Source organism: Mucilaginibacter sp. P4_G9, assembly GCF_056400985.1.
On sequence record NZ_JBFUKF010000010.1, the window covers coordinates 1 to 21,668 of the forward strand.

The window sequence follows — 21,668 nt, forward strand, 5'->3', positions numbered from 1 at the left end:
ATCCAGCCCTATATAAAAGTCCTGGCCGGTAAAATCATTTTGTTTTTGCAAATTTGTACGTAGCATAGCGCAGTTATTTAATTGTTAATCATTGCGAAACTTTAAGTTATCGCTTTAAAATTAAATTTCGGCCCTCTCTCTAAGAGGATGACCGCATACACTGCGCTATGCTTTTCTTACATAATTACTTCGTAAGTCTTTCGCCGATTTGTCGTTTCCCACCCTCAGAGCCCCTTCGATTTTATCACTACCTGTAACATTTTTGCAACAAAGACCTTTTTGTCATGCTGAACGACGTGAAGGATCTATTCGCAGACTGTGCAGGACGAAGAAGCATGGCGAATAATAGGTCCTTTACGGCGTTTAGGATGACAAATCTTTTAAAACGCTATTTTCCCTTCAGGTTCCGCAAAATCTTACAAAGGCAATGTCGCGGATAAATGGTTCATTTTGAAGGATAAAACATTCATAAATAAAATTTAAGCCGCCCTCTTTACGGTCATTTCCAAATAATATTACCCTCTGAATTACAGCAGTATGTTAAAAATATGTTAATCATAGATTAACGTGTTTTACTTTCTTATAAAATTTTCTTCAATATAATTTAATTATTAGCTTTAAGGCCAATTATATCTAACCTAATTATTAATTTTTACTTGCGAATAAGTTAATACACAATTTATTTCCAGCTAACACCATAAGCTTTTTTTTGCAGCAAATATCGCCTTGCTAATATTCTTTAGCAGGCAGTTTTCTTACATGCAAAAAGGGGTTTAAAAATTTAACTAAAACTTATGAAAAAAAACTACAGACTTATTTTAAGGTTGTTTTATGATTTTAAGCCAAAGGCAGCTATGCTTTTGCTGTACATGCTGATTGGTTCGGCAAGTGCATTTGCGCAGGATAAAACAATAAAAGGAACTGTTACCGACGAGAACAACGCACCCCTGCCAGGTGTAGTTGTAACTGTTAAAAGTTCGGGAAAAGCCACATCAACAAATGGCAACGGCGCATTCCAGGTTACTGTAAGCGGAGCCGATGACGTAATAAAATTTTCGTTCTTGGGTTCGGTACCCAAAGAAGTAACCGTAGGCGACAAAAAAATCATTAACGTTACCATGGTAACTGATATTAAACAGTTAAAAGATGTTATAGTTGTTGGTTACGGCACATCAAGCCGTAAAGATGTAACCGGCGCAATTACCTCGGTAAAAGCCGAAGATTTTAACCAGGGTGTATTAACTACTCCGGCCGAGCTTTTGCAGGGTAAGGTAGCTGGTTTAAACATTACCAAAAGCGGCGACCCCAACAAACCGCCCGCAACCATTTTAAGAGGCCCTTCAACTTTCCGCACCGGTGCGGCACAACAGCCGTTTTATGTAATTGATGGTGTTCCTGGAGCGTCTATTGACCTTTTGGCACCTGCCGATATTGAAAGTATTGATGTGTTAAAAGATGCATCATCAACAGCAATTTACGGTTCACGTGCTTCAAACGGAGTAATTATTGTTACCACGCGCAAAGCAAAGGCTGGTCAAACCAGGCTAACCTACAGCGCCTACGGCGCCATGGAAAAGGTATCAAAAAACATTGATATGCTTACCGGCGATGAGCTGCGTAAATACCTGGCCGATAACGGTGTGGTGCCATTGAAACAGCCATTAGATGATGACGGCTCCAATACTAACTGGCAAAAACTTGCCGAGCGTACGGGCTATTCACAAAATCATAATCTTGCATATGGCGGTGCAGGTACCAATTCGGAGTATGGCGTAAGCGTAAACTATTTGAAAAATAATGGCATCCTTAAAAATACCAGTTTAGAGCGTACTATTTACAAAGGCTATATTAACCAGCGTTTTTTTGATGACAGACTTAAGTTGGGTTTAACTTTAACCAACAGCGCTACCAAAAACAACGATATTGTGCAAAGCCAGGTATTATCAGGCATATTGTTTTACCTGCCTACGGTAAGTCCGTTTAACCCCGACGGAACTTATAAAGAAAACTTTGCCCGTACAGGCAGTGGTACTTTAAACCCGTTATCATTAATCGATAATAACTTTATCAAAACCGACAACAATAAAACCCTGATAAACGGTATTGCCCAGGTCGACATTTTAACTGGTTTAAAGTTTACGCTGACGGGATCGACCCAAAAAGAGCAAAACAATGTAAATACCTACTATAACAGCAAATCGGGCATTTTTGTTGGTGCAAATGGCGTAGCTAACCGTGCCGCTTACACCAATACCAGCAACGTGGTTGAAGCTTATTTTAATTACGATAAGGTTTTCGGTCAGCACTCCATTAAAGCATTGGCCGGTTACTCGTACCAGCAGGACCGTACCAATGATGGCTTTGGTGTACAAACCCAGGGTTTTTCAAATGATAATTTAACGTACAATAACTTGTCGTTCTCGAACCCTACAAGCCTGTCGCAAATTATTTTTAACCCGGCTTACATTTCAACTTTAAGATTGATATCATATTACGGGCGTGTAAATTATCAGTATGCAGATAAATACCTGTTGCAGGCTTCATTAAGAGAGGACGGCTCATCGGGATTTGGTTTAAACCAGCGTCATGGATATTTCCCCGCGGTTTCTGCCGGATGGAAGATCATCAGCGAAAAATTCATGGAAGGCATGCCCGTAATCAGTGATCTGAAACTGAGGGCCGGTTACGGTGTATCAGGAAATAGCCTGGGCTTTGATGCCTTTACTGCCCGGTTAATATACGGCAGCGGGGGTAAATTTTTAAGCAACGGTGTAATCACCAACTCTATTGGCCCGGTACGTAATGAGAATACCGACCTAAAGTGGGAAAGCACAGCAACCACCAATATCGGTCTGGATTTTGGATTACTGCAAAATCGGATTACGGGCTCGGTTGACTATTATATCAAAACAACATCCGATCTGATCACCGATTATTCGGTATCATCAACCCAGTATCCTTACCCGGTACTAACAGCCAACGTAGGTAAAATAAAAAACAGTGGTATCGAGGTTGTGCTGAATGCCATCCCTGTAAAAACCAATAGTTTTACCTGGCGTACATCGTTTAACGTATCGCACAATAAAAACGAGGTGGTAAGCTTGTCAAACAATCAATTTACCATTAACAATATTTTAACCGCGCAATTAGGTGGTAAGGGTCAGTCATTTTTAAGCAGCCAGATCATACAGCCAGGTTATGCAATTGGCACTTATTACCTGTGGCACTATTTGGGTAAAAATGAAAATGGCGTAAGTACATATCAAAAGGCCGATGGTTCAACCACCGCATCGCAGCCACTTACTACAGATCAGCGTATAACAGGCAGCGCGCAGCCCAAGCTTATTTATGGCTGGAACAACAGTTTCTTTTACAAAAATTTCGATCTTAACTTCCTGTTCCGTGGCGTTTATGGCAGCCAGATCCTGAATGCTACGCTTGCATCTTTAAACAACCCGGCCGATTCCAAATTCCAGAACATCCCGAGATACACCCTTGGCGAATCGTTTAAAGATATTAATGGTTACCTGGTGTCAGATCGTTTCCTGGAAAGCGGCTCATACCTGCGTTTGGATAATGCTACCATAGGTTATACCATTAAGCCACATATCCAGGCTATTAAAAGCCTGCGTTTTTATGCATCGGGCAATAACATTTTTATCATAACCAAATACAAGGGTGTTGATCCCGAAGTAAATATTGGCGGTTTAACCCCTGGTATTGATAACAAGGATTTTTATCCTAAAACCCGCACATTCAGTTTCGGTGTAAATGCATCATTTTAAAAAATTCAGCTAAAGATATACAGATGAAAAAGATATTAATATTATGTGCCGCAGCGATTGCCATCCTGGGTACATCCTCATGCACAAAATTAGATGTACCTGTCGAGTCGCAGTACGTAAAATCAAATTTTCCGGTTACTGATGCAGATTATAACGCGCTGCTGGGTACCATTTATTCAAACCTTTCGTCGCAATTTGCCGTGCCTTACTGGCGTATGCAGGAGCTATCCACAGATGAGGCTATACTGCCTGCCCGCGATGGTAACTTTGATGACGGCGGCCAGTACAGGCAATTACATTACCATTCCTGGACATTTGATCACCCTAACGTAATAGGTATATGGCAGTGGGGTTTTGGCGGTATAAACACATGTAACCGGATACTTAGCACTATTGACGCTTCCTCATCACCGGCAACAAAAAAGGCAACTTCATCTGCAGAAGTTAAGGCCATGCGCGCCTTGTATAATTACTTCATGATGGATTTGTACGGTAACGTGCCTATTATTACCGAGTTTCCGGTAACTGTACAGCCAGCAACACAATCACGGGCCAAAGTATACCAGTTTATTGAAAGCGAATTGTTAAGCGCGTTGCCACTGCTGCCGGCTAAAACAGGCAGTAACGCAACCTTGTATTATGGTAGGCCTACCAAAGCCATGGTTTTTGCTTTGTTAGAGAAAATGTACCTTAATGCGCAGGTTTATACTGGTACCGCTAATTATACAGGCGCTGTTGCCATGGCCGATAGTGTTTTAAAGAATAACAACTATAGCCTTGATTTAAAATACAGGGATATATTTTTGCCAAACAATGGTCCTCAAATTAACGAAACCATATTTGCTATTCCTTACGATCAGCAGATTCCGGGTAACCAGTTTACCAGGTTTGGCTTTTTTTACTACCTGGTACAGGCTTATGGATTTAACGTAGGCTTAAGTATTGCCATGAGCACCACGCCCGAGTTTTACAACCGCTTTAACCTGCCTAATGATGTTCGTTCAAAAACATGGTTGGCCGGGCCGCAGTTTGCACCGGATGGCGCTGGCGGCTTTACCACGCAGCCAGTGTACTACCCTGGTACCACAACTCAAATTTATATTGAGCCTAAACTAACCCTGGTACCGGGCAAACCTATGGATTTAGGAAACACCATTGCAAGCCAATCAGAAGGTGTACGTTCCCTTAAATATTATCCCGATCCTTCCATTATCCAGGCCACCCGCCTAAATGGTAACGATGTACCTGTTTTGCGTTTGGCCGATGTGATGCTGATGAAAGCCGAAGCTATTTTGCGCGGCGCTACAGCTACCACCGTTAACGGCGAACTGCAAACCCCGGATGTTTTGATAAACAAGATCCGTACACGTGCAAATGCGCCTACAGGAGCAGGCTTTACCTTGGATGATTTACTGGATGAGCGTGCCCGCGAGTTTTCATGGGAGGCATGGCGCCGTAATGATCTTATTCGTTACGGTAAATTTGAAGTGGAGTACCCGCTGCCAAATGATATACTGAGCATGAATAAAGATATTACCCGCAGGTTGTATCCTATACCATCAACCGAAATTAAACTTAACCCTAAATTAGTTCAAAACCCCGGTTACTAATTTGTGTTGATAATAAACAATAAGCGCAAAAGTTTTGGCTTTTGCGCTTATTATGCTTTTAACTGATAGCAAAACAAATATAAAATGAAAATCATTAGCGGATTCCTGATCAGTTTTTTACTTCCTCTTTCATTTTTAAAAAATGAGCCCGACGATATAACTATAAACAAGATCCAGGTAATAGGATCGCATAACAGTTACAAACAATCTATTGATCCTAAACTATTCCGGTTTTTGCAAAAACGGGATTCTATCGGGATGAATAAAATTGATTATAATCACATTGGCCTTTCAGACCAGCTTAACCTGGGCCTTAACGCACTGGAGATAGATGTTTATGCCGATGCCAAAGGGGGCAAATATGCACACCCTAAAGGGCTTGACTGGGTACCCGGACAACCACCTTATGATACACAAGGTGTAATGAAAGAGCCGGGCTTTAAGGTTTTTCATATACAGGATATTGATTATCGCAGTAATTGTTTAACCTTTAAACTTTGCCTGCAGGAACTAAAAGCCTGGAGCGATGCTCATCCCGATCATAATCCTATTTTTATTACCATGAACGCCAAGGATGAGCCAATGAAGAAACCTGGCTTTTCAATTCCAGAAAAATTTACCTCAAAAACATTTGCCCAGCTTGATAAAGCTATATTAGATAACCTGGGCAAACAATATTTAATAACACCCGATGATGTTCGCGGAAAGTATAAAACCCTTGAAACAGCCGTATTGCACAACAATTGGCCAACACTAAAAGCTGCAAAAGGTAAATTTATTTTTATACTCGACGAAAAAGGAACTAAAAGAGCAGCCTACATCGCCGGCCATCCATCCCTTAAAGGCCGTGTATTGTTTGCCGATGCACTGCCCGGCACTCCCGAGGCAGCTATCCATATTATGAATAATGCTAAAAAGGACCTGGCAGCAATAAAAAGGCTGGTAAAAAAAGGTTACATTATTCGTACCCGGGCCGACTCTGATACCGAAGAGGCGCGTAATGATGATAAACGATCATTTGAAGCTGCCCAAAAATCCGGAGCGCAAATTATAAGTACCGATTATTACCAGAAAAGTACTCACTTTAAATCTGCTTACATGATCAGTTTTACCGGCGGAACTTATTTTAAAATAAAYCCTTTGTTTAAAAATACGAATGTAATGGCAACAAAATAGTTTGATTGTCTTTTTGCATTTAGCCTGTATCTTACAAAAAGAATAGGTGAAACCCATATGAAAACCGACCTGGCAACAGGCCGGTTTTTTTATTCTTGAGCATTTGCCAAAGCCTGTTTTAAATCATCCCAAAAGGTGCTGATTAACTTTTTCAAAAAGGTTAAATATTGTTAACAGGGTTTAAGCGGAGAGGATAATGGCCTTACTGTACTATTAATTTATAATTTTGGAGATGAACAGCAGTACCTGCGTTTATAGGTAGCGGGTTATCGGAAATTTAAAGCAGCATGATCRATAAGAAAATATCAATAAAGGATATTGCAAAACTTACCAATACTTCAATAACCACGGTATCGTTTGTTTTAAACGGAAAGGGGCGTATAAGTAAAGAGATCAGTGAAAAAATATTGGATGTGGCTCATAAAAACGGTTATGAGCCCAACAGGATGGCTGTTGGCTTGCGTACAGGTGTATCAAAGGTTATCGGGTTAATTGTGGAAACCATTGGCGGGCCATTTTTTGGAGCTATGGCTAAAGTAATTGAGGAGGAGGCCGAAAAAGCGGGCTATGGTGTTATTTACTGTAGCACCAATAATAATATTCAAAAAGGAAAGGATGTGATCAAAATGCTTTCGCAGCAATTGGTTGATGGGTATATTATAACACCCTTGAAAGGGTTGGAGAAAGAGATACAAAACCTTGTGGCCAATGAAAAACCAGTAGTGTTAATAGATGGCTATTTCCCCGGTCTTGATATTCCGCATGTGCTGGTTGATAATTACAACAGTTCTTACAATGCTATTCAGTTCCTCATCAATTCAGGATATCGTAATATTGGTTTTGTAACGGCCGATCTTGACCTCATCCAGTTACAGGATAGGATGCAGGGGTATAAGGATGCTTTAAAGAAAAATGGGATTAAGGAAAGCAAAAGAAATATTTTTAAATTGCCTTTTGATGCCGATACGGAAGAATCTGTACATGCTATTAAAACGTTTATAAAGCAGCAGCAAATGGATGCTGTGTTTTTTACCACCAATTACCTGGGTATAATGGGCCTGCAGAGTATCAGTGAGCTTAAGCTAAATGTTCCCGGTGAACTGGCGATAGTTAGTTTTGATGATAACGAGATCTTTAATCTATATCCTCCGGGCATTACCACCGTAAGGCAGCCTACTTATGAAATTGCTAAATCAGCAATTGATATGTTATTGTCGCAAATGAGCCCCGAAAAGTGCGATATTTCCAAAACCAAGCTTCAAATACCCGCAACGCTGGTGGAGCGGGATTCTACTGTAACTGTAAAACAAGATTTTTAGCGCTAAACAACTAACTATATACATAAAACAATGAAGAGAGCATTTTTTTTTAACCTGATTGGGCTTTTTGCATTTTGTGCCGCCGGCCATGCCCAGTTAACCGAGGTGATTAATAAAAAGGGCTATAAACTAACGGTTATAAATCAGGATGCAACATTTGATAAAATTGTTATAAATAAACTGGTTGAAACATTTTTTGAAGTATACCCAAAGCTCGAAAAAGAGTACAACAAAAAGGTTACCAGGAATGTAACCTTTGTTATTGATACCGCCTATGATGGGGTTGCGGCAACCGCCGACGCCAGGGTGGTGTTCGGCTCAAAATACATGACAAAGCATCCTAAAGATATTGATGTTGTTACCCACGAGGTAATGCATATTGTACAGGATTATGGCGATAGTAATGGTCCTGGCTGGCTAACCGAAGGCATTGCCGATTTTGCCCGCTTTAAATTTGGTGTGGATAATGAGGGCGCCAAATGGACATTACCTGCTTATAAGCCAACGCAAAACTATGATAATGCCTATCGTGTTACGGCACGCTTTTTAGTTTGGGTGGAGAAAAATGTAAAACCAAACCTGGTAAAGAAATTTGATGCCCGGTTACGCACCCACACTTTTACAAATGATAGCTGGAAAAATGAAACCGGTAAAACAGTGGATGAGCTTTGGGCTGCCTACGCCGCTAATCCAACTGTATAAAACATCAATTTGAAAATTTGACGATTTGAAAATGGAACCAGTGTAATCAAAAAAATCAACGGTTTGTACAAAAGCCTCTTCTTAAAAACGAGAGGCTCCTTTTGTAACGATTATTGAAATGTTTTTTATTTCACCAGCATTTTTTCCAAATCCGTACTATCGCCCTTAAAAATGCTCATATCTACTTTTTGGTTAATGCCGTTAATACGGGCCTTATCCGAGTGTTGCCAAAACTGCCAGTTGGTTTTACTGCTTATCTTTAATTCGGGTTGGTAATAGTGAGCAATCCATAGTGTGTAGTCATCAAAATAGCCCCGCAGGTAATCCTGGTAAAAGCTGATGTTGGTGTAAATGATGGGTTTTACACCGGTTTTTGTTTCTACCTGGTTAATAAATAAAGTAAGCTGGGCACGCATTTTTTCGGGGGTGGTACGGTATAGTCTTTCTACGTCAACCACCATGGGCAGGTCGCCCTTTTCAATTTTTACGGTTTGTAAAAAAAATCTCGCCTGCCATAGGCCGCTTTTCTGCGGTAAAAAATAATGGTATGCCCCACAAATGATACCGGCTTTTGGCGCTTCGCGCCAGTTGCGTTGAAAATAAGGATCGGTCATTAAAACACCTTCGGTAGCTTTAATAAAAGCGAACTTGATATGTACGCCATCCTCGTTCATGGCCTTTACTTTTGCCCAGTTTATTTTACCCTGGTACGATGATACATCAATGCCATGCACGGTATAATTGTTGGGGATACGTACATTGAAACTTTTATAGGTACGGTAACTGGTATTTTGCCCCGCATCCAGGATCCATCGCCAGGTAGCAGTTGCGCTTTTTAAAATATAACCATAATAAAAAGGCGAAAGCAGGATAAGCAGTAGGCCAGCAAAAGCTACCTTCCATCCGGTTGCTAAACCTGCTGTTGTTTTCTTTTTGGCAACAGGTTTCCTTTTTACCGTTGATGGGCTTTTAGCAGGAGTTTTTTTTACAGGAGGAGGCACAGGGCGAATTTACGAAAATGGCCTGCATATTCCCCGTCCTAATTTGCAACCTACAATATATTCAGTGGGTTATTTTTAAGGTAAGCTATTTTAAACCGAAACATTTCGGCCATTTTGCCTGCCCTCCATTTAGCTTCATCTGCTTTTTCTCCGCTGAAAAGAGTGTCTACAGTTTGGGTAAACAGCTGCAGCCATTCATCAAAGTGGGTTTCATCAACCGGTAGTTTTGCATGCGGCGGAAAAGGTGCACCGCTGTAGGTTTGCTCTTGCAGCAATAGGGTTTGCCAAAAAGTATACATTTTTTCAAGGTGCGGCAACCACCTCTCGCCCAGCCGTTCGTTAAAAACAGGGGCTAACAATGCGTCTTCGGCAACTTTGTTGTAAAAGGTATCAACCAGTAGTTTGATGTCTTCTAATGATGTTATATCGTGTTTGGGGTTCATGCCCGTTTATTTAAATTAAAATAAGATTTTTGCTCGATCCAAAACAAAATTACAAAATGATTAAGGGTAATAAATGATACAGATCGTTGTTTTGCCCTGTAGCAGTACCAATGCAGGTGCTGCAATCATGATCTTATTTTCATTATGACATATAAAAGATAAAATATTTTCTAAATTTGTAAGGTAAACTTACAAGTTTACTTAATAATAAAAATGACTGAACAAAAAGATATCCAGCTGGCTGCAGATCTCCGTACGGTTGTAGGCCGGTTGATTAAGGTATTGCGTAAACATTCCATAACTGCCGATAAATTATCATTAACCGAAAGATCGACCATGGCGCTGATCTATCAGCATAACGAATTATTGCCGAATGAACTGGCTGCGATGGAAAAAATAACCACGCAAAGCATGTCTCAAATACTGGGTAACCTGCAACAGCGTGGGTTGATCAACAGGCGCATATCCGAAACAGATAAACGCAAGGCTATAATCAGTCTGTCTGATCTTGGCCGGTCTGTGCTGGAGCAGGTTCGGGCCGAGCGTAATGTATGGCTTTACGATGCTATTGAGGCTACATGTACCGCGGAGGAACAGGAACTACTTAAAAAGGCAATAGGGCCTTTAACTAAAATTGTTGATTTTGAATAATTCCTTTGGGAGAGGGGGACAGGGTGAGTAATGAATATTAATACGTTTAACGCTTTTAAAAGCCGCAATTACCGGCTTTATTTTACCGGGCAATCCATATCATTAATAGGTACCTGGATGCAGAAAACAGCCGTAAGCTGGCTGATTTATTCGCAAACACACTCTAAATTTTTATTGGGTGTTTCGCTTTTTGCCAGTTTGTTTCCATCTTTTTTATTGTCGTTTTTGGGTGGGGTGGTATCAGACAGGTATAATCGCTATAAATTATTATTTGTTACCCAGGCCGCATCCATGATCCAGGCTTTGTTGCTGGCCGCGCTGGTGTTCTTTGGTCATTATTTTGCATGGGAGATCATTGCCCTGAGTGCTGTGCTCGGCATTATCAATGCTTTTGATGTACCTGCCCGGCAAGCGCTTGTTTACGAGATGGTAGACAACAAAGCCGACCTGCCAAATGCACTTGCGCTTAACTCATCCATGATGAATTTGTCGAGATTAATTGGCCCCGGACTGGCGGGTTTGGCTTTGGAAAAATTTGGCGAAACTATATGTTTTGGGGCCAATGCGGCCAGCTTTATAGCCGTAATTGGCTCCTTAATGTTAATGAAGCTGCCAAAATCCGAACCAAAATCGCATAGGCAGAATATCTTCTTCGAACTAAAAGAAGGATTTACTTATATAAAAAATACGCCGTCCATCAGGCTTGTGCTGCTGATGCTGGGTATGACCAGCTTCATGGTACTTCCTTTTAGTACGCTTATCCCGGTTTATGCCAAGGATATTTTTAAAGGTACGGCTTCCACATTCGGGGTAATAGATAGCGTAATCGGCTTGGGCGCACTTTTCGGGGCCATCTTCCTGGCTTCGCTAAAACCGGGGCTTAACCTTAAAAAAGTACTGGCTTTTAGCACGCTGGTTTTTGGTGCAGCGCTGGTGGCTTTTTCGCATATACATTACTATCCTTTAGCGTTGCTGTTTGCCGCAGTTATYGGCTTTGGTATGATGGCCCAGATTACCATGAGTAATACATTAATTCAAACCACTGTTAACCCGGCTATGCGCGGCCGGGTGATTAGTTTTTATGCGATGGCTTTTTTTGGGATGCAGCCGCTTGGTGGTTTGCTGGTAGGGGGCATATCTCAAAAAATAGGCGTACCCGATACCGTTTTAGGACAGGGGCTTGTAGCGGTAATAATGGGCTTATTGCAGATTCGCTACATCAGGAAAATAAAACTCAAAAAAGCTACAGAACAAACACTTCAGCAACCTCCGGTAAACGCGCTTGCATCTAATTAGCCTGAATGCGAATTGAAGGGGGTGCGAATTACACAAATTGAACGGATGCGAATTCACGAATTGAGGCCGGAATTACACGAATTGAATAGTTGAACATATTTACGAAGGTTTAAAACATCGTAAATTTGATCTAAACAAATATTATTCTTTCCACGCTGTTCCCTGACTTTACAACCGGGGCTAATCGATACAAATTACCGGTTCACCGATACTATATCAAATGGCAGATTCTGCTTTTATATTTTTGATGATACAAAGGATTTATTATTTGTATCATTCATTTAAAATCAAAATTTATGGGCGGATTAGGAGCACCTGAGTTAATACTCATCATTATTGCAGTACTGTTATTGTTTGGCGGCAAAAAAATTCCCGAGTTAATGCGCGGTATGGGCCAGGGGATAAAAGCATTTAACGACGGTAAGGTTAATAACGAACCAGCCGTTAAAGAATAAAAAACAGGCTCCCGGGATGGACAACCAGGGAGCCTGTTTTATTGTATATATAGTTTAAAATTTAGTCGGTCATCTCTAATATCAATATCACCGCATCATTACTTAGTGCTTCCATATCGGCTTCCTCCAGGTTCCATAAAGCCAGCCCGTCACGCTCATGCATTAAGCGGCCCTGTAGCTCAAACGCCCCGGTTATATTAAAGGCGAAAAGCAAAGAATTGATATTTTTTAAATGATAAAGTGCATCCTTTCGCCCTGTAAACTGACCAATACTTAGCTTAAACGGCAATTTACGATCAGCCGGAATTATCGTTATCAGTTCATTCTGCCTGTCAGCAAAATCAAAACCAAATGTCTCATTTAAAATAGGGAATTCATCACCGTCGGCGTTTATTTGCAGGTACAAAAAGTTCACCCAATTTTCCTGGTAAATGTTAATCAATTCTAAAATACCGCCTGCGTTTGTATAGTTTATATGTACCTCACCCACATCTATTATACTGCTTTTACCCTCCGTATCTTTAACAAGTAATTCGCCCGTTATGGGTACAATTACAAAATAACAAGTATGGGCAACAGTTAGGGTAACCGACTTATTAGCTGCCAGGATCTCATCGTTAAATACTTTTAGGCTGCCAAAAGCTTCGCGGTGTTCATTAAAATGATCGCCGTAATTAAAACTACAGCATCTTCTAAAAACGTTGGTTTCGGTTACACCCCGCTGGTCGGCAAGGTAAATTTGACCGGGTGAGATCTTTTCCATTTTAGTATTGATTTTTGAGTGAGTATATATTTACATATGGTTGCACCTGGAACAGGTTGGTAAGCGTTTCTTCGTTTGCTGCTTGTTCTGGTTTATAGTCAGATACAAGCAAAAAGCTCTCCACAGTGTCGTGCCAGAGGAGTGGTTCGGTATAAAAATTTATAGCCAGCTGATGTTTTGCTTTATCGTTGATATCGGAGTTGATGATCTCGAGCTGAAATTTATTAAATTTCAAAAAGCGTTTCCCCACATTGTTCAGTATCTCGGGCACTATGCCTGCTAATTGTTGTACATACCCGGTTACAGATGGTGTAACCATGCCGGCAAGCTGCTGGGCGTTTGGAACGTGCCTTAGCAGCTCGGCGTAGGTGGTAAATGATGTTCCTATGCTGTAATTCTGGGCCTGCATTTTAAATTCAAGGTAAGATGCTTCAAATACCAGCTTATCCCACTGTTTAGCGGAGTTTGCATCAATAATCTTTCGGTAACACAGGGTGATGATACGGGTACTCATAATTGTAAAAAATAAAGACGCTAAATATAATAGCGCCTTTGGTTGCATGATAGAACTAATAGGGGTGAAAAAGGACAATTGTATTATGCAGGTACGCTCATGCTAATTGAAAGCACAAAGCCATCGGTGGTGTTGCCGGTTACGGCAGCCGTCTCAAGCGTATAACCATCACTAAACACATTGTCGCTTGCATTATAGGTGTAGCCGCTCATTCCTTTACTATAACCTGCAACAGCTGCCAGCGCGGTACCGGTACCTTCGGGGAAAGCTATCTGGGTTACTTTTAATGATGTACCTGCCGAGTTGTACACATGCACATGGATATGCGTGGCCCTGCCCGAATACCATCCCGGGAAAATTGAAGTAAATGTTACCAACCCGTTTGAATCGGTAGTTTGTCTGCCGCGTAAAAAGTGAACTGCAGTGTAGTCTGTGGTTTGCATTCCGCTGCCACCGTATTCAGAGTAATTGCCCTCTTTATCGCAGTGCCATATATCAACCAAAGCACCAGAAAGCGCGTTACAACTGTTATTACTATTGTTGACAGTAATTTTAACAGTCATCTTATAACCGGTACGGTCGCTGGTAATATCACTGCGAACATAAGATGCCGGACTTTTAGTAGGGAACGGCCCTTCGGTTTCACTTTCAATAACACTGCAAGTGCCTGAGCTGGAGCTTGACCCGGATGAACTGCCTGATGATGAACTTGTGCCCGATGTGCTGCTGGTTGTAGTAGTTGTAGATTCCTTTTTGCAGGCCTCAACCAATACTGATGTAGACACCGCGCCTATCATCAGGCTTTTTAAAAAGTTTTTGCGTTCCATGATTTTATTTATTTAGGGGTATGATATAAGTTCTGTTGATTGTTGATCAAAAGTAATTGTAGCGGTTAAGGAAACTTATGAAGTGTCGGTTAGTGGTGTGATTGTGTCGATGAATGGGTTATTCTTTCTGGATAAACGTAAATATCATTGCTGGTTTAATCGTCCTGTGATTGAAATAATCATAAACCATTTTCAAATCCCCAAATTTTCAAATCAAAAACATCATCTGCGCATTTGTAATCTGAAATCTGCACATTTATTCCCATCTTTACGCCCAATAAAGTTCTTTACTTTTTTTCTGCAGAGTGGTTCCCGGTGTTTAAAGCACAGGGATTAATAAGGAACCGTGTGTAAATCACGGGCTGTCGCGCAACTGTAAGTAACATACAAGGTTGTTGCCTTTAACAATGTCCATTGATCGTCGGTTGACGGTTGAGAAGGACGGCAACAATGTTACAAGCCAGGATACTTGCCCCAATGTATAAAGACAATGCTTTCGCGCAATGAAGCAGTAGTCAAAGAAAAAGAATGACCTACATGACACCCGTATGCCTGTATGTTATGCTTTTGCCTTTTATTACCATTTCCTCCGAAAGTATACCGAAAACCGTAAGGAGCATTAATTCAAATTAATGTTTAACCAAAAAAGTTTTATGCGTATGCTCAAAAACAATTTAGGGTATCCTCGTGTAGGTGCCCACCGTGAACTCAAAAAGGCCAGTGAACAGTACTGGGCAGGTAAAATCAGCCGTGATGATCTTTTTGCCGTTGCCCGCACGCTCCGTTTGCAAAACTGGCAAACCCAGGTTGATACCGGTATCGATCTTATCCCCTGTAACGATTTCAGCTTTTATGATCAGGTGCTGGATACCTCGCTGATGCTGGGCAATATCCCGGAGCGTTATACCCCGGTTTTAACCCAAAACAAAACCAATACCGAGATCGACCTGTATTTTGCCATGGCCCGCGGTTATCAAAAAGATGGCCTTGATGTTACTGCCATGGAAATGACCAAATGGTTTGATACCAATTACCATTACATTGTACCGGAGTTTGTACAGAACCAGCAATTCAGGCTCTTTAGCGAAAAGGTGTTTGATGAGTTTATCCTTGCCAAACAACACACCCGCAACATACCAAAACCGGTATTGATCGGCCCGGTATCCTATCTTTTATTAGGTAAAGAAAAACAAACTGGTTTTGATAAGATCGACCTGGTTAAAAAACTGGTGCCCGTTTATATAGAAGTATTAAAAAGGCTGAAAAGCTATGGCGCCGAATGGGTACAGATAGATGAGCCTTTCCTGGCGCTTGATCTCAGCCCAAAAGAAAAAGAAGCTTATGCCTATGCTTATATGGAGATCAGCAAAAACTGCCCGGATATTAAAGTGCTGCTTGCTACCTATTTTGAAAGTCTGCATGAGAATACCGAACTGGCTGTTACTTTGCCGGTAAGCGCCATTCATATTGATTTGGTGCGTGCGCCGGATCAGCTGTACAAAGTGCTTTCGCTGATACCCGATAAACTTAGCCTTTCGTTGGGTGTTGTTGATGGCCGCAACATCTGGAAAAACGACTATGTGCGCTCACTAACGCATATTAAAAAAGCAATTGCCGTATTGGGGAAAGATAGGGTGATGGTAGCGCCAAGCTCTTCGTTACTGCATACACCAATTGATCTTGACCTGGAAACTGCCATCATTCCCGAAATAAAAAACTGGATGGCCTTTGCCAAACAGAAACTGAATGAAGTGAATGAGCTGGCGCTTATTGTTGACGGCGATAACGAATTGCTGCACAATAACCTGCGTGCTACCTCCAGCCGCAATATTTCCAAACTTATTCATAAGCAGGAAATAAAACAACGTGTTGCTGCCATTACCGATGCCGACGCACGGCGTGGAAGCGGATTCATCACCCGTCAGAAAATACAGCAGCAGCGCTTTAAATTACCACTGTACCCTACAACTACCATAGGATCGTTCCCGCAAACTGATGATATCCGCTCGCTGAGGGCAAAATTCAAAAAAGGTGAATTAACTATTGCACAATATGATGCCGAAATAGAAAAAACAACCATTGACGCCATTCGCTGGCAGGAAGAGATAGGCCTTGATGTATTGGTACATGGCGAGTTTGAGCGCAACGATATGGTGGAATACTTTGGCGAACGTTTGGATGGTTTCCTGTTCACCAAAAACGGATGGGTACAAAGCTACGGCAGCCGCTGTGTAAAGCCACCGGTTATTTATGGCGATGTGAGCCGCCCGGCGGATATGACCGTTAGGTGGAGCAGTTTTGCGCAGCAAAACACCCAAAAACTAATGAAAGGCATGCTTACCGGCCCTGTAACTATATTACAATGGTCGTTTGTACGCGATGATCAGCCACGGTCCGAAACCACTAACCAGATAGCTTTGGCCATCAGGGACGAAGTTGTGGCGCTGGAAGCGGCCGGCATCAAAGTGATTCAGATAGATGAGCCTGCCATTAGGGAAGGCTTGCCTTTGCGTAAAAAGGACTGGCAAAATTACCTCAACTGGGCAGTACGCGCATTCCGCATCTCGGCCAGCGGGGTAAGGGACGAAACCCAGATCCATACGCATATGTGCTATAGCGAATTCAACGATATCATTGGCAACATTGCCGATATGGATGCGGATGTGATCACGATAGAAACCTCGCGCTCGCAAATGGAGCTGTTAGCGGCCTTTGCCGATTTTAAATATCCAAACGAGATTGGTCCGGGAGTTTATGATATCCATTCGCCGCGGGTACCCACGGTTGGCGAAATGGTAAGCTTGCTGGAGAAAGCATCAGAATTACTGCCGGCAGGTAATTTATGGGTTAACCCCGACTGCGGATTGAAGACCCGGAAATGGCCCGAAACGCAGACCGCACTCATAAATATGGTACAGGCAGCGAAACAACTTCGTCAGTTAGTTGTAGAAACAATAGTATCCTGACCCGTTAAAACAGGCAATTTGTGTATAATTGCCTGTTTTTTCAGATTTTTTGCATTTATGAGATTAAAAAGTAACGCGGTTATAACAGGTGTTGGTGGTTTTGTTCCTGATAATATATTGAGTAATAGTGATTTAGAAAATATGGTTGATACTAATAGTGAGTGGATAGTATCAAGAACAGGAATAAAGGAAAGGAGGATTTTAAACGATCCGTTACTTGCTACCTCAGATATGGCTACCTATGCCGTAAAAAACTTATTAGAAAATGCAGGTCTGGAACCGGGAGAAATTGACTGCTTAATAATTGCTACTTCAACCCCCGATCATATACTTTTATCAACCGCCAGCATTGTTTGCGATAAGCTGGGTTTAACCAATGCCTGGGCTACTGATGTTAACGCTGCCTGCAGCGGCTTTTTATATGCCTATACCCTGGGCGCCAGTTTGGTTGAAAGCAACCGGTACAACAAAGTGATTGTGGTAGGCGCCGATCAAAACAGTGCTATCATCAACTATAAGGACCGCAATACCTGTATTCTTTTTGGAGATGGGGCCGGAGCCGTTTTGCTTGAACCAACTACCGAAGATGTTGGTTTGGTAGATAGTGTTTTTAAAACCGATGGACATGGAAGGGAATACCTGCTGGTTCCGGGTGGTGGCTCAAAGATCCCGGCTACAGCCGAGTCTGTTGCACAAAATCAGCATTTCATTCGCCAGGAGGGTAGGGTAGTGTTTAAAGCTGCTATAAAAGGAATGACAGAAACCTGTACCGAGGTATTGAAACGCAACGACATGACAATAAATGATGTTGACTGGCTGATACCGCACCAGGCCAACTACAGGATCATCCATGCCGTAGGCGAAAACCTGGGCCTGCCCGAAGACCGCGTTAAAGTAAATATCGATAGATACGGAAACACCACCGCTGCCACCATACCGCTTTGCCTTTGGGATTTTAAAGACGACTTTAAATACAACGATAACATGATATTTACCGCCTTTGGAGCCGGCTTTTCATGGGGCGCTACCCTGTTAAAATGGGGTAAGTTAAGAACAGCGTAAGCAACCAGAAAATATTAAATTACCGTCATTACGAGATTAAGAAGCAATCCCCTGCTTACAGAGCGGCTCTGCCAATTTGGGATTGCTTCGTGCCTTGCAATGACGGTTTTTGTTAGACTTAGGCCTTCAACACTATCAAATGACCACAGAAGAAAGAATCAAAGCATCAGAAACGCGGATCTTTAAAACCGTATTCCCCAATAATACCAACCATTACGATACGCTTTTTGGCGGCTCGGCAATGGCTATGATGGATGAAGTGGCTTTTATAACCGCTACCCGTTTTACCCGTAAAAAAATGGTAACCGTATCATCCGACAGGATAGATTTTAACAAACCCATCCCCTCAGGAACCATCATCGAACTGGTGGGCACTGTATCGCACATTGGCAATACCAGTATGAAAGTACTGGTAGAGATCTTTATTGAAGAGATGTACTCCTTTGTACGCGAAAAGGCCATCACCGGTACATTTACCTTTGTAGCAATTGATGAGCATAAGCACCCTGTAAAAGTTGTGGATTAACAGGGTAAGCCTTTAGTTAATAGCGCTCATAACATTGCATATTTAAAGCCAATTAAGTTTTATAATTTAGCTGCTATAAATCTACACATTGGCTTTATGGATAAAAAATTAGCAACCTTATTGATTGCGCTGGCACCCCTGACGGCCTTTTGCCAGCAAAACTTAAAACTTTGGTATAAACAACCCGCAAAAGTTTGGACAGAGGCCCTGCCATTAGGCAACGGACGACTGGGTGCTATGGTATTTGGCCGCGTAGGCCGCGAACTGATCCAGCTAAACGAGGCCACCCTGTGGACCGGCGGCCCCGTACGTACCAACGTAAACCCTAAAGCTTATGACAATTTGCTGCTGGCAAGGGAAGCACTGCTAAAAAACGAAGATTATGCCCAGGCCAATGAGTATGCAAAAAAAATGCAGGGCTATTTTTCAGAATCCTATCTGCCGTTGGGCAATCTTACTATCACCCAGCAGCTGAAAGATACTATCCCGACAACCTACTATCGCGATTTGGATATCAGGAACGCCATTGCCACAACCCGTTACACAATCGATGGCGTAGAATATACCAGGCAGATCATTAGCTCGGCCCCCGACCAGGTAATCATTATCCGTTTTACGGCAAATAAAAAAGGCCGGCTAAATTTCACCTTAGGTACCGGTAATGAGTTAAAATATCAGAACGTTGTTGTATCCAACAACCAAATTTTAATGAAAGGGCAAGCCCCATCACACCTACAGCCCAGTTATGTCAACTTGAAAGATACGCTTGCCCTAAATGACAAACCCGGTTGCCGTGGAATGCGCTATGAATTACAGGTAAAAGCGGTTAATAAAGACGGAACGGTAAGCGCCGATACCAACGGCATTACGGTGAAGAACGCTACTGATGTAACTATTTTTTTATCGGCGGCAACCAGCTTTAACGGCTTTGATAAATGTCCCGATAACGAAGGTAAAGACGAGCACAAATTAGCAGCGGATTATTTAGATAAAGCCATAAAATATAACTGGCCGGAGTTATTGCAACATCATTATGCCGATTACCATAAATATTTTAACCGGGTATCATTTAACCTTGCGGCCCCTGCCGGTGACAAAAACGCATTGGTGCCAACAGATGAGCGCCTGTTTAATTATTCGGAAGGGGTTAAAGACCCTTCATTTGAAACATTGTACTTTCAGTTCAGCAGGTATTTGCTGATTTCCTGCTCGCGCCCGGGCGGACCGGCGGCCAATTTGCAGGGCATCTGGAATAAGGAGATCCGACCGCCATGGAGCTCAAATTACACCACTAATATCAATGTGCAAATGAATTATTGGCCCGCCGAGGCAGCTAATCTGTCGGAAATGCAATTACCTTTTATAAACTTTATTAAAAACGCCGCAGTTACGGGACAGGTTACAGCCAAAGAATTTTACCATACCCGGGGCTGGGCGGTGCACCATAACAGCGATATCTGGGCCTTATCAAACCCGGTTGGCGATTTAGGGCACGGCGACCCGATGTGGGCCAACTGGACAATGGGATCGCCATGGCTATCGCAACATTTATGGTGGCATTACCAGTTTACAAATGATAAGGTCTATCTCAGGAATACCGCTTATCCGCTCATGAAAGGCGCCGCTCATTTTTGCATGGATTTTTTAGTTCCTTACAAAGGGTACCTGGTAACAGCTCCTTCGCTATCGCCAGAAAATAGTTTTATTGACGATAAAGGCAAACAAGGCACCGTATCTGTAGCCACTACCATGGATATAGCCATCATCTGGGATTTGTTTACCAACGTTATAGATGCCGCAGGTGAGTTAGGCACCGATAAGGCTTTTCGCGATTCGGTGGTTGCTTATCGCCAGCAATTGTACCCCTTACACATTGGTAAAAAAGGAAACCTGCAGGAATGGTATAAGGATTGGGAAGATACAGATCCGCACCATAGGCACGTATCACATTTATTCACCGTATTTCCCGGCCACGAGATCTCTCCTATCGAGACCCCGGAACTGGCGGCAGCAGCAAAAAAAACTTTGGAGCTTAGAGGGGATGCCGGCACGGGGTGGAGTCTGGCCTGGAAAATTAACTTTTGGGCACGATTGCTGGATGGCAACCATGCCTATAAAATGATACATTACCTGTTAAAGCTCACCGGGTCGTCAAAAACCAATTATGCCAATGGCGGCGGTTCATACGCCAACCTTTTTGATGCCCACCCGCCGTTCCAGATAGATGGCAACTTTGGGGCATTATCCGGCATGTGCGAAATGCTGGTTCAAAGCCAATCGGGCGAGATTAGCCTGCTACCCGCCATCCCCGATGCCTGGGCCGAAGGGAATATTTCGGGTTTAAAAGCACGTGGCAATTTCGAGATAGCCATGAACTGGAAAAACAAGCAGATAGTTACCGCGTCGGTTTTATCAGTAACCGGTGGCACATGTAAACTGCGCACGCACGTACCGGTAAAAATTATCGGGCTACAAGCCCGGTCGGTTAAAACAGCTAACGGCTATTTAACCAGTTTTAATACTAAAAAAGGGATGTTGTATAAAATAACAGGCTCAAAAATTTAATCAGCTT

The 21,668-nt window shown here is 42.3% G+C and carries 17 protein-coding genes and 1 riboswitch; of the genes, 12 read left to right on the plus strand and 5 right to left on the minus strand.

Going from position 1 to position 21,668, the window contains the following annotated elements; translation table 11 throughout:
* Positions 1-794 precede the first annotated feature (794 nt).
* The 5 genes from AC1DPZ_RS02270 (at position 795) to AC1DPZ_RS02290 (ending at position 8,592) form a co-directional block, all read left to right on the plus strand.
* The gene (locus tag AC1DPZ_RS02270) at positions 795-3,785 is read left to right on the plus strand and encodes a SusC/RagA family TonB-linked outer membrane protein (protein ID WP_477400956.1); all 2,991 of its coding nucleotides are present in this window, start codon (positions 795-797) and stop codon (positions 3,783-3,785) included.
* A gap of 23 nt (positions 3,786-3,808) precedes the next feature.
* Positions 3,809-5,395 (plus strand): RagB/SusD family nutrient uptake outer membrane protein, encoded by a 1,587-nt coding sequence (locus AC1DPZ_RS02275; protein ID WP_477400957.1) that lies wholly within the window; start codon positions 3,809-3,811, stop codon positions 5,393-5,395.
* Between the two features lie 84 nt (positions 5,396-5,479).
* Complete coding sequence (locus AC1DPZ_RS02280) at positions 5,480-6,571, plus strand: phosphatidylinositol-specific phospholipase C1-like protein (protein WP_477400958.1); 1,092 nt, start codon at positions 5,480-5,482, stop codon at positions 6,569-6,571.
* Positions 6,572-6,858: 287 nt separating this feature from the next.
* Positions 6,859-7,890, plus strand: coding sequence for a LacI family DNA-binding transcriptional regulator (locus AC1DPZ_RS02285; protein ID WP_477400960.1), 1,032 nt, complete (start codon positions 6,859-6,861; stop codon positions 7,888-7,890).
* A gap of 30 nt (positions 7,891-7,920) precedes the next feature.
* Entirely contained in the window at positions 7,921-8,592 is a 672-nt protein-coding gene (locus AC1DPZ_RS02290) for a basic secretory protein-like protein (RefSeq protein ID WP_477400962.1), read from the plus strand.
* 125 nt (positions 8,593-8,717) lie between these two features.
* On the opposite strand, the gene AC1DPZ_RS02295 is transcribed toward AC1DPZ_RS02290, so the two are convergent.
* Positions 8,718-9,593: a glycoside hydrolase family 25 protein gene (locus AC1DPZ_RS02295; RefSeq protein ID WP_477400964.1), complete on the minus strand. Its 876-nt coding sequence runs from the start codon at positions 9,591-9,593 to the stop codon at positions 8,718-8,720.
* 50 nt (positions 9,594-9,643) lie between these two features.
* Positions 9,644-10,036, minus strand: a complete 393-nt coding sequence (locus tag AC1DPZ_RS02300) for a group III truncated hemoglobin (RefSeq protein WP_477400965.1) — start codon at positions 10,034-10,036, stop codon at positions 9,644-9,646.
* 213 nt (positions 10,037-10,249) lie between these two features.
* Here AC1DPZ_RS02300 and AC1DPZ_RS02305 point away from each other — a divergent pair, with 213 nt between their 5' ends.
* The 3 genes from AC1DPZ_RS02305 (at position 10,250) to tatA (ending at position 12,438) form a co-directional block, all read left to right on the plus strand.
* Positions 10,250-10,687 (plus strand): MarR family winged helix-turn-helix transcriptional regulator, encoded by a 438-nt coding sequence (locus tag AC1DPZ_RS02305; protein WP_477400967.1) that lies wholly within the window; start codon positions 10,250-10,252, stop codon positions 10,685-10,687.
* A gap of 30 nt (positions 10,688-10,717) precedes the next feature.
* Positions 10,718-11,983, plus strand: a complete 1,266-nt coding sequence (locus AC1DPZ_RS02310) for an MFS transporter (protein ID WP_477400968.1) — start codon at positions 10,718-10,720, stop codon at positions 11,981-11,983.
* Between the two features lie 296 nt (positions 11,984-12,279).
* Positions 12,280-12,438: a twin-arginine translocase TatA/TatE family subunit gene (gene tatA, locus AC1DPZ_RS02315; protein ID WP_477400970.1), complete on the plus strand. Its 159-nt coding sequence runs from the start codon at positions 12,280-12,282 to the stop codon at positions 12,436-12,438.
* Between the two features lie 61 nt (positions 12,439-12,499).
* Here the strand turns inward: tatA and AC1DPZ_RS02320 are convergent, their stop codons facing one another.
* From AC1DPZ_RS02320 to AC1DPZ_RS02330, 3 genes are all read right to left on the minus strand, one after another.
* On the minus strand, positions 12,500-13,201 hold the full coding sequence (locus AC1DPZ_RS02320) for a pirin family protein (protein ID WP_477400971.1): 702 nt from the start codon (positions 13,199-13,201) through the stop codon (positions 12,500-12,502).
* 1 nt (position 13,202) lies between these two features.
* Positions 13,203-13,715 carry a hypothetical protein gene (locus AC1DPZ_RS02325; RefSeq protein ID WP_477400972.1) on the minus strand — a complete coding sequence of 171 codons (513 nt, stop codon included), beginning with the start codon at positions 13,713-13,715 and terminating at the stop codon, positions 13,203-13,205.
* A gap of 83 nt (positions 13,716-13,798) precedes the next feature.
* Entirely contained in the window at positions 13,799-14,542 is a 744-nt protein-coding gene (locus AC1DPZ_RS02330; RefSeq protein ID WP_477400974.1) for a dioxygenase family protein, read from the minus strand.
* Between the two features lie 289 nt (positions 14,543-14,831).
* Positions 14,832-15,033, plus strand: a riboswitch (cobalamin riboswitch).
* Between the two features lie 168 nt (positions 15,034-15,201).
* Between AC1DPZ_RS02330 and metE the strand changes: the two genes are divergently transcribed.
* The 4 genes from metE to AC1DPZ_RS02350 all read left to right on the plus strand — a co-directional run bounded on the left by metE (position 15,202) and on the right by AC1DPZ_RS02350 (position 21,661).
* On the plus strand, positions 15,202-17,508 hold the full coding sequence (gene metE, locus AC1DPZ_RS02335) for a 5-methyltetrahydropteroyltriglutamate--homocysteine S-methyltransferase (RefSeq protein ID WP_477401012.1): 2,307 nt from the start codon (positions 15,202-15,204) through the stop codon (positions 17,506-17,508).
* Between the two features lie 57 nt (positions 17,509-17,565).
* On the plus strand, positions 17,566-18,570 hold the full coding sequence (locus tag AC1DPZ_RS02340) for a beta-ketoacyl-ACP synthase III (protein ID WP_477400975.1): 1,005 nt from the start codon (positions 17,566-17,568) through the stop codon (positions 18,568-18,570).
* Positions 18,571-18,709: 139 nt separating this feature from the next.
* A complete protein-coding gene (locus AC1DPZ_RS02345) occupies positions 18,710-19,096 on the plus strand; it encodes an acyl-CoA thioesterase (protein WP_477400977.1) in 387 nt (128 codons plus the stop codon).
* 96 nt (positions 19,097-19,192) lie between these two features.
* Positions 19,193-21,661, plus strand: coding sequence for a glycoside hydrolase family 95 protein (locus tag AC1DPZ_RS02350; RefSeq protein WP_477400979.1), 2,469 nt, complete (start codon positions 19,193-19,195; stop codon positions 21,659-21,661).
* Positions 21,662-21,668 lie beyond the last annotated feature (7 nt).

What these genes read in the sequence shown, in the direction of transcription:
- AC1DPZ_RS02320 (WP_477400971.1), bottom strand. Translation starts at nt 13,201, where the DNA reads ATGGAAAAGATCTCACCCGGTCAAATTTACCTTGCCGACCAGCGGGGT.
- AC1DPZ_RS02345 (WP_477400977.1), top strand. Translation starts at nt 18,710, where the DNA reads ATGACCACAGAAGAAAGAATCAAAGCATCAGAAACGCGGATCTTTAAA.
- metE (WP_477401012.1), top strand. Translation starts at nt 15,202, where the DNA reads ATGCTCAAAAACAATTTAGGGTATCCTCGTGTAGGTGCCCACCGTGAA.
- AC1DPZ_RS02305 (WP_477400967.1), top strand. Translation starts at nt 10,250, where the DNA reads ATGACTGAACAAAAAGATATCCAGCTGGCTGCAGATCTCCGTACGGTT.
- AC1DPZ_RS02330 (WP_477400974.1), bottom strand. Translation starts at nt 14,542, where the DNA reads ATGGAACGCAAAAACTTTTTAAAAAGCCTGATGATAGGCGCGGTGTCT.
- tatA (WP_477400970.1), top strand. Translation starts at nt 12,280, where the DNA reads ATGGGCGGATTAGGAGCACCTGAGTTAATACTCATCATTATTGCAGTA.
- AC1DPZ_RS02290 (WP_477400962.1), top strand. Translation starts at nt 7,921, where the DNA reads ATGAAGAGAGCATTTTTTTTTAACCTGATTGGGCTTTTTGCATTTTGT.
- AC1DPZ_RS02270 (WP_477400956.1), top strand. Translation starts at nt 795, where the DNA reads ATGAAAAAAAACTACAGACTTATTTTAAGGTTGTTTTATGATTTTAAG.
- AC1DPZ_RS02325 (WP_477400972.1), bottom strand. Translation starts at nt 13,715, where the DNA reads ATGAGTACCCGTATCATCACCCTGTGTTACCGAAAGATTATTGATGCA.
- AC1DPZ_RS02300 (WP_477400965.1), bottom strand. Translation starts at nt 10,036, where the DNA reads ATGAACCCCAAACACGATATAACATCATTAGAAGACATCAAACTACTG.
- AC1DPZ_RS02350 (WP_477400979.1), top strand. Translation starts at nt 19,193, where the DNA reads ATGGATAAAAAATTAGCAACCTTATTGATTGCGCTGGCACCCCTGACG.
- AC1DPZ_RS02275 (WP_477400957.1), top strand. Translation starts at nt 3,809, where the DNA reads ATGAAAAAGATATTAATATTATGTGCCGCAGCGATTGCCATCCTGGGT.
- AC1DPZ_RS02340 (WP_477400975.1), top strand. Translation starts at nt 17,566, where the DNA reads ATGAGATTAAAAAGTAACGCGGTTATAACAGGTGTTGGTGGTTTTGTT.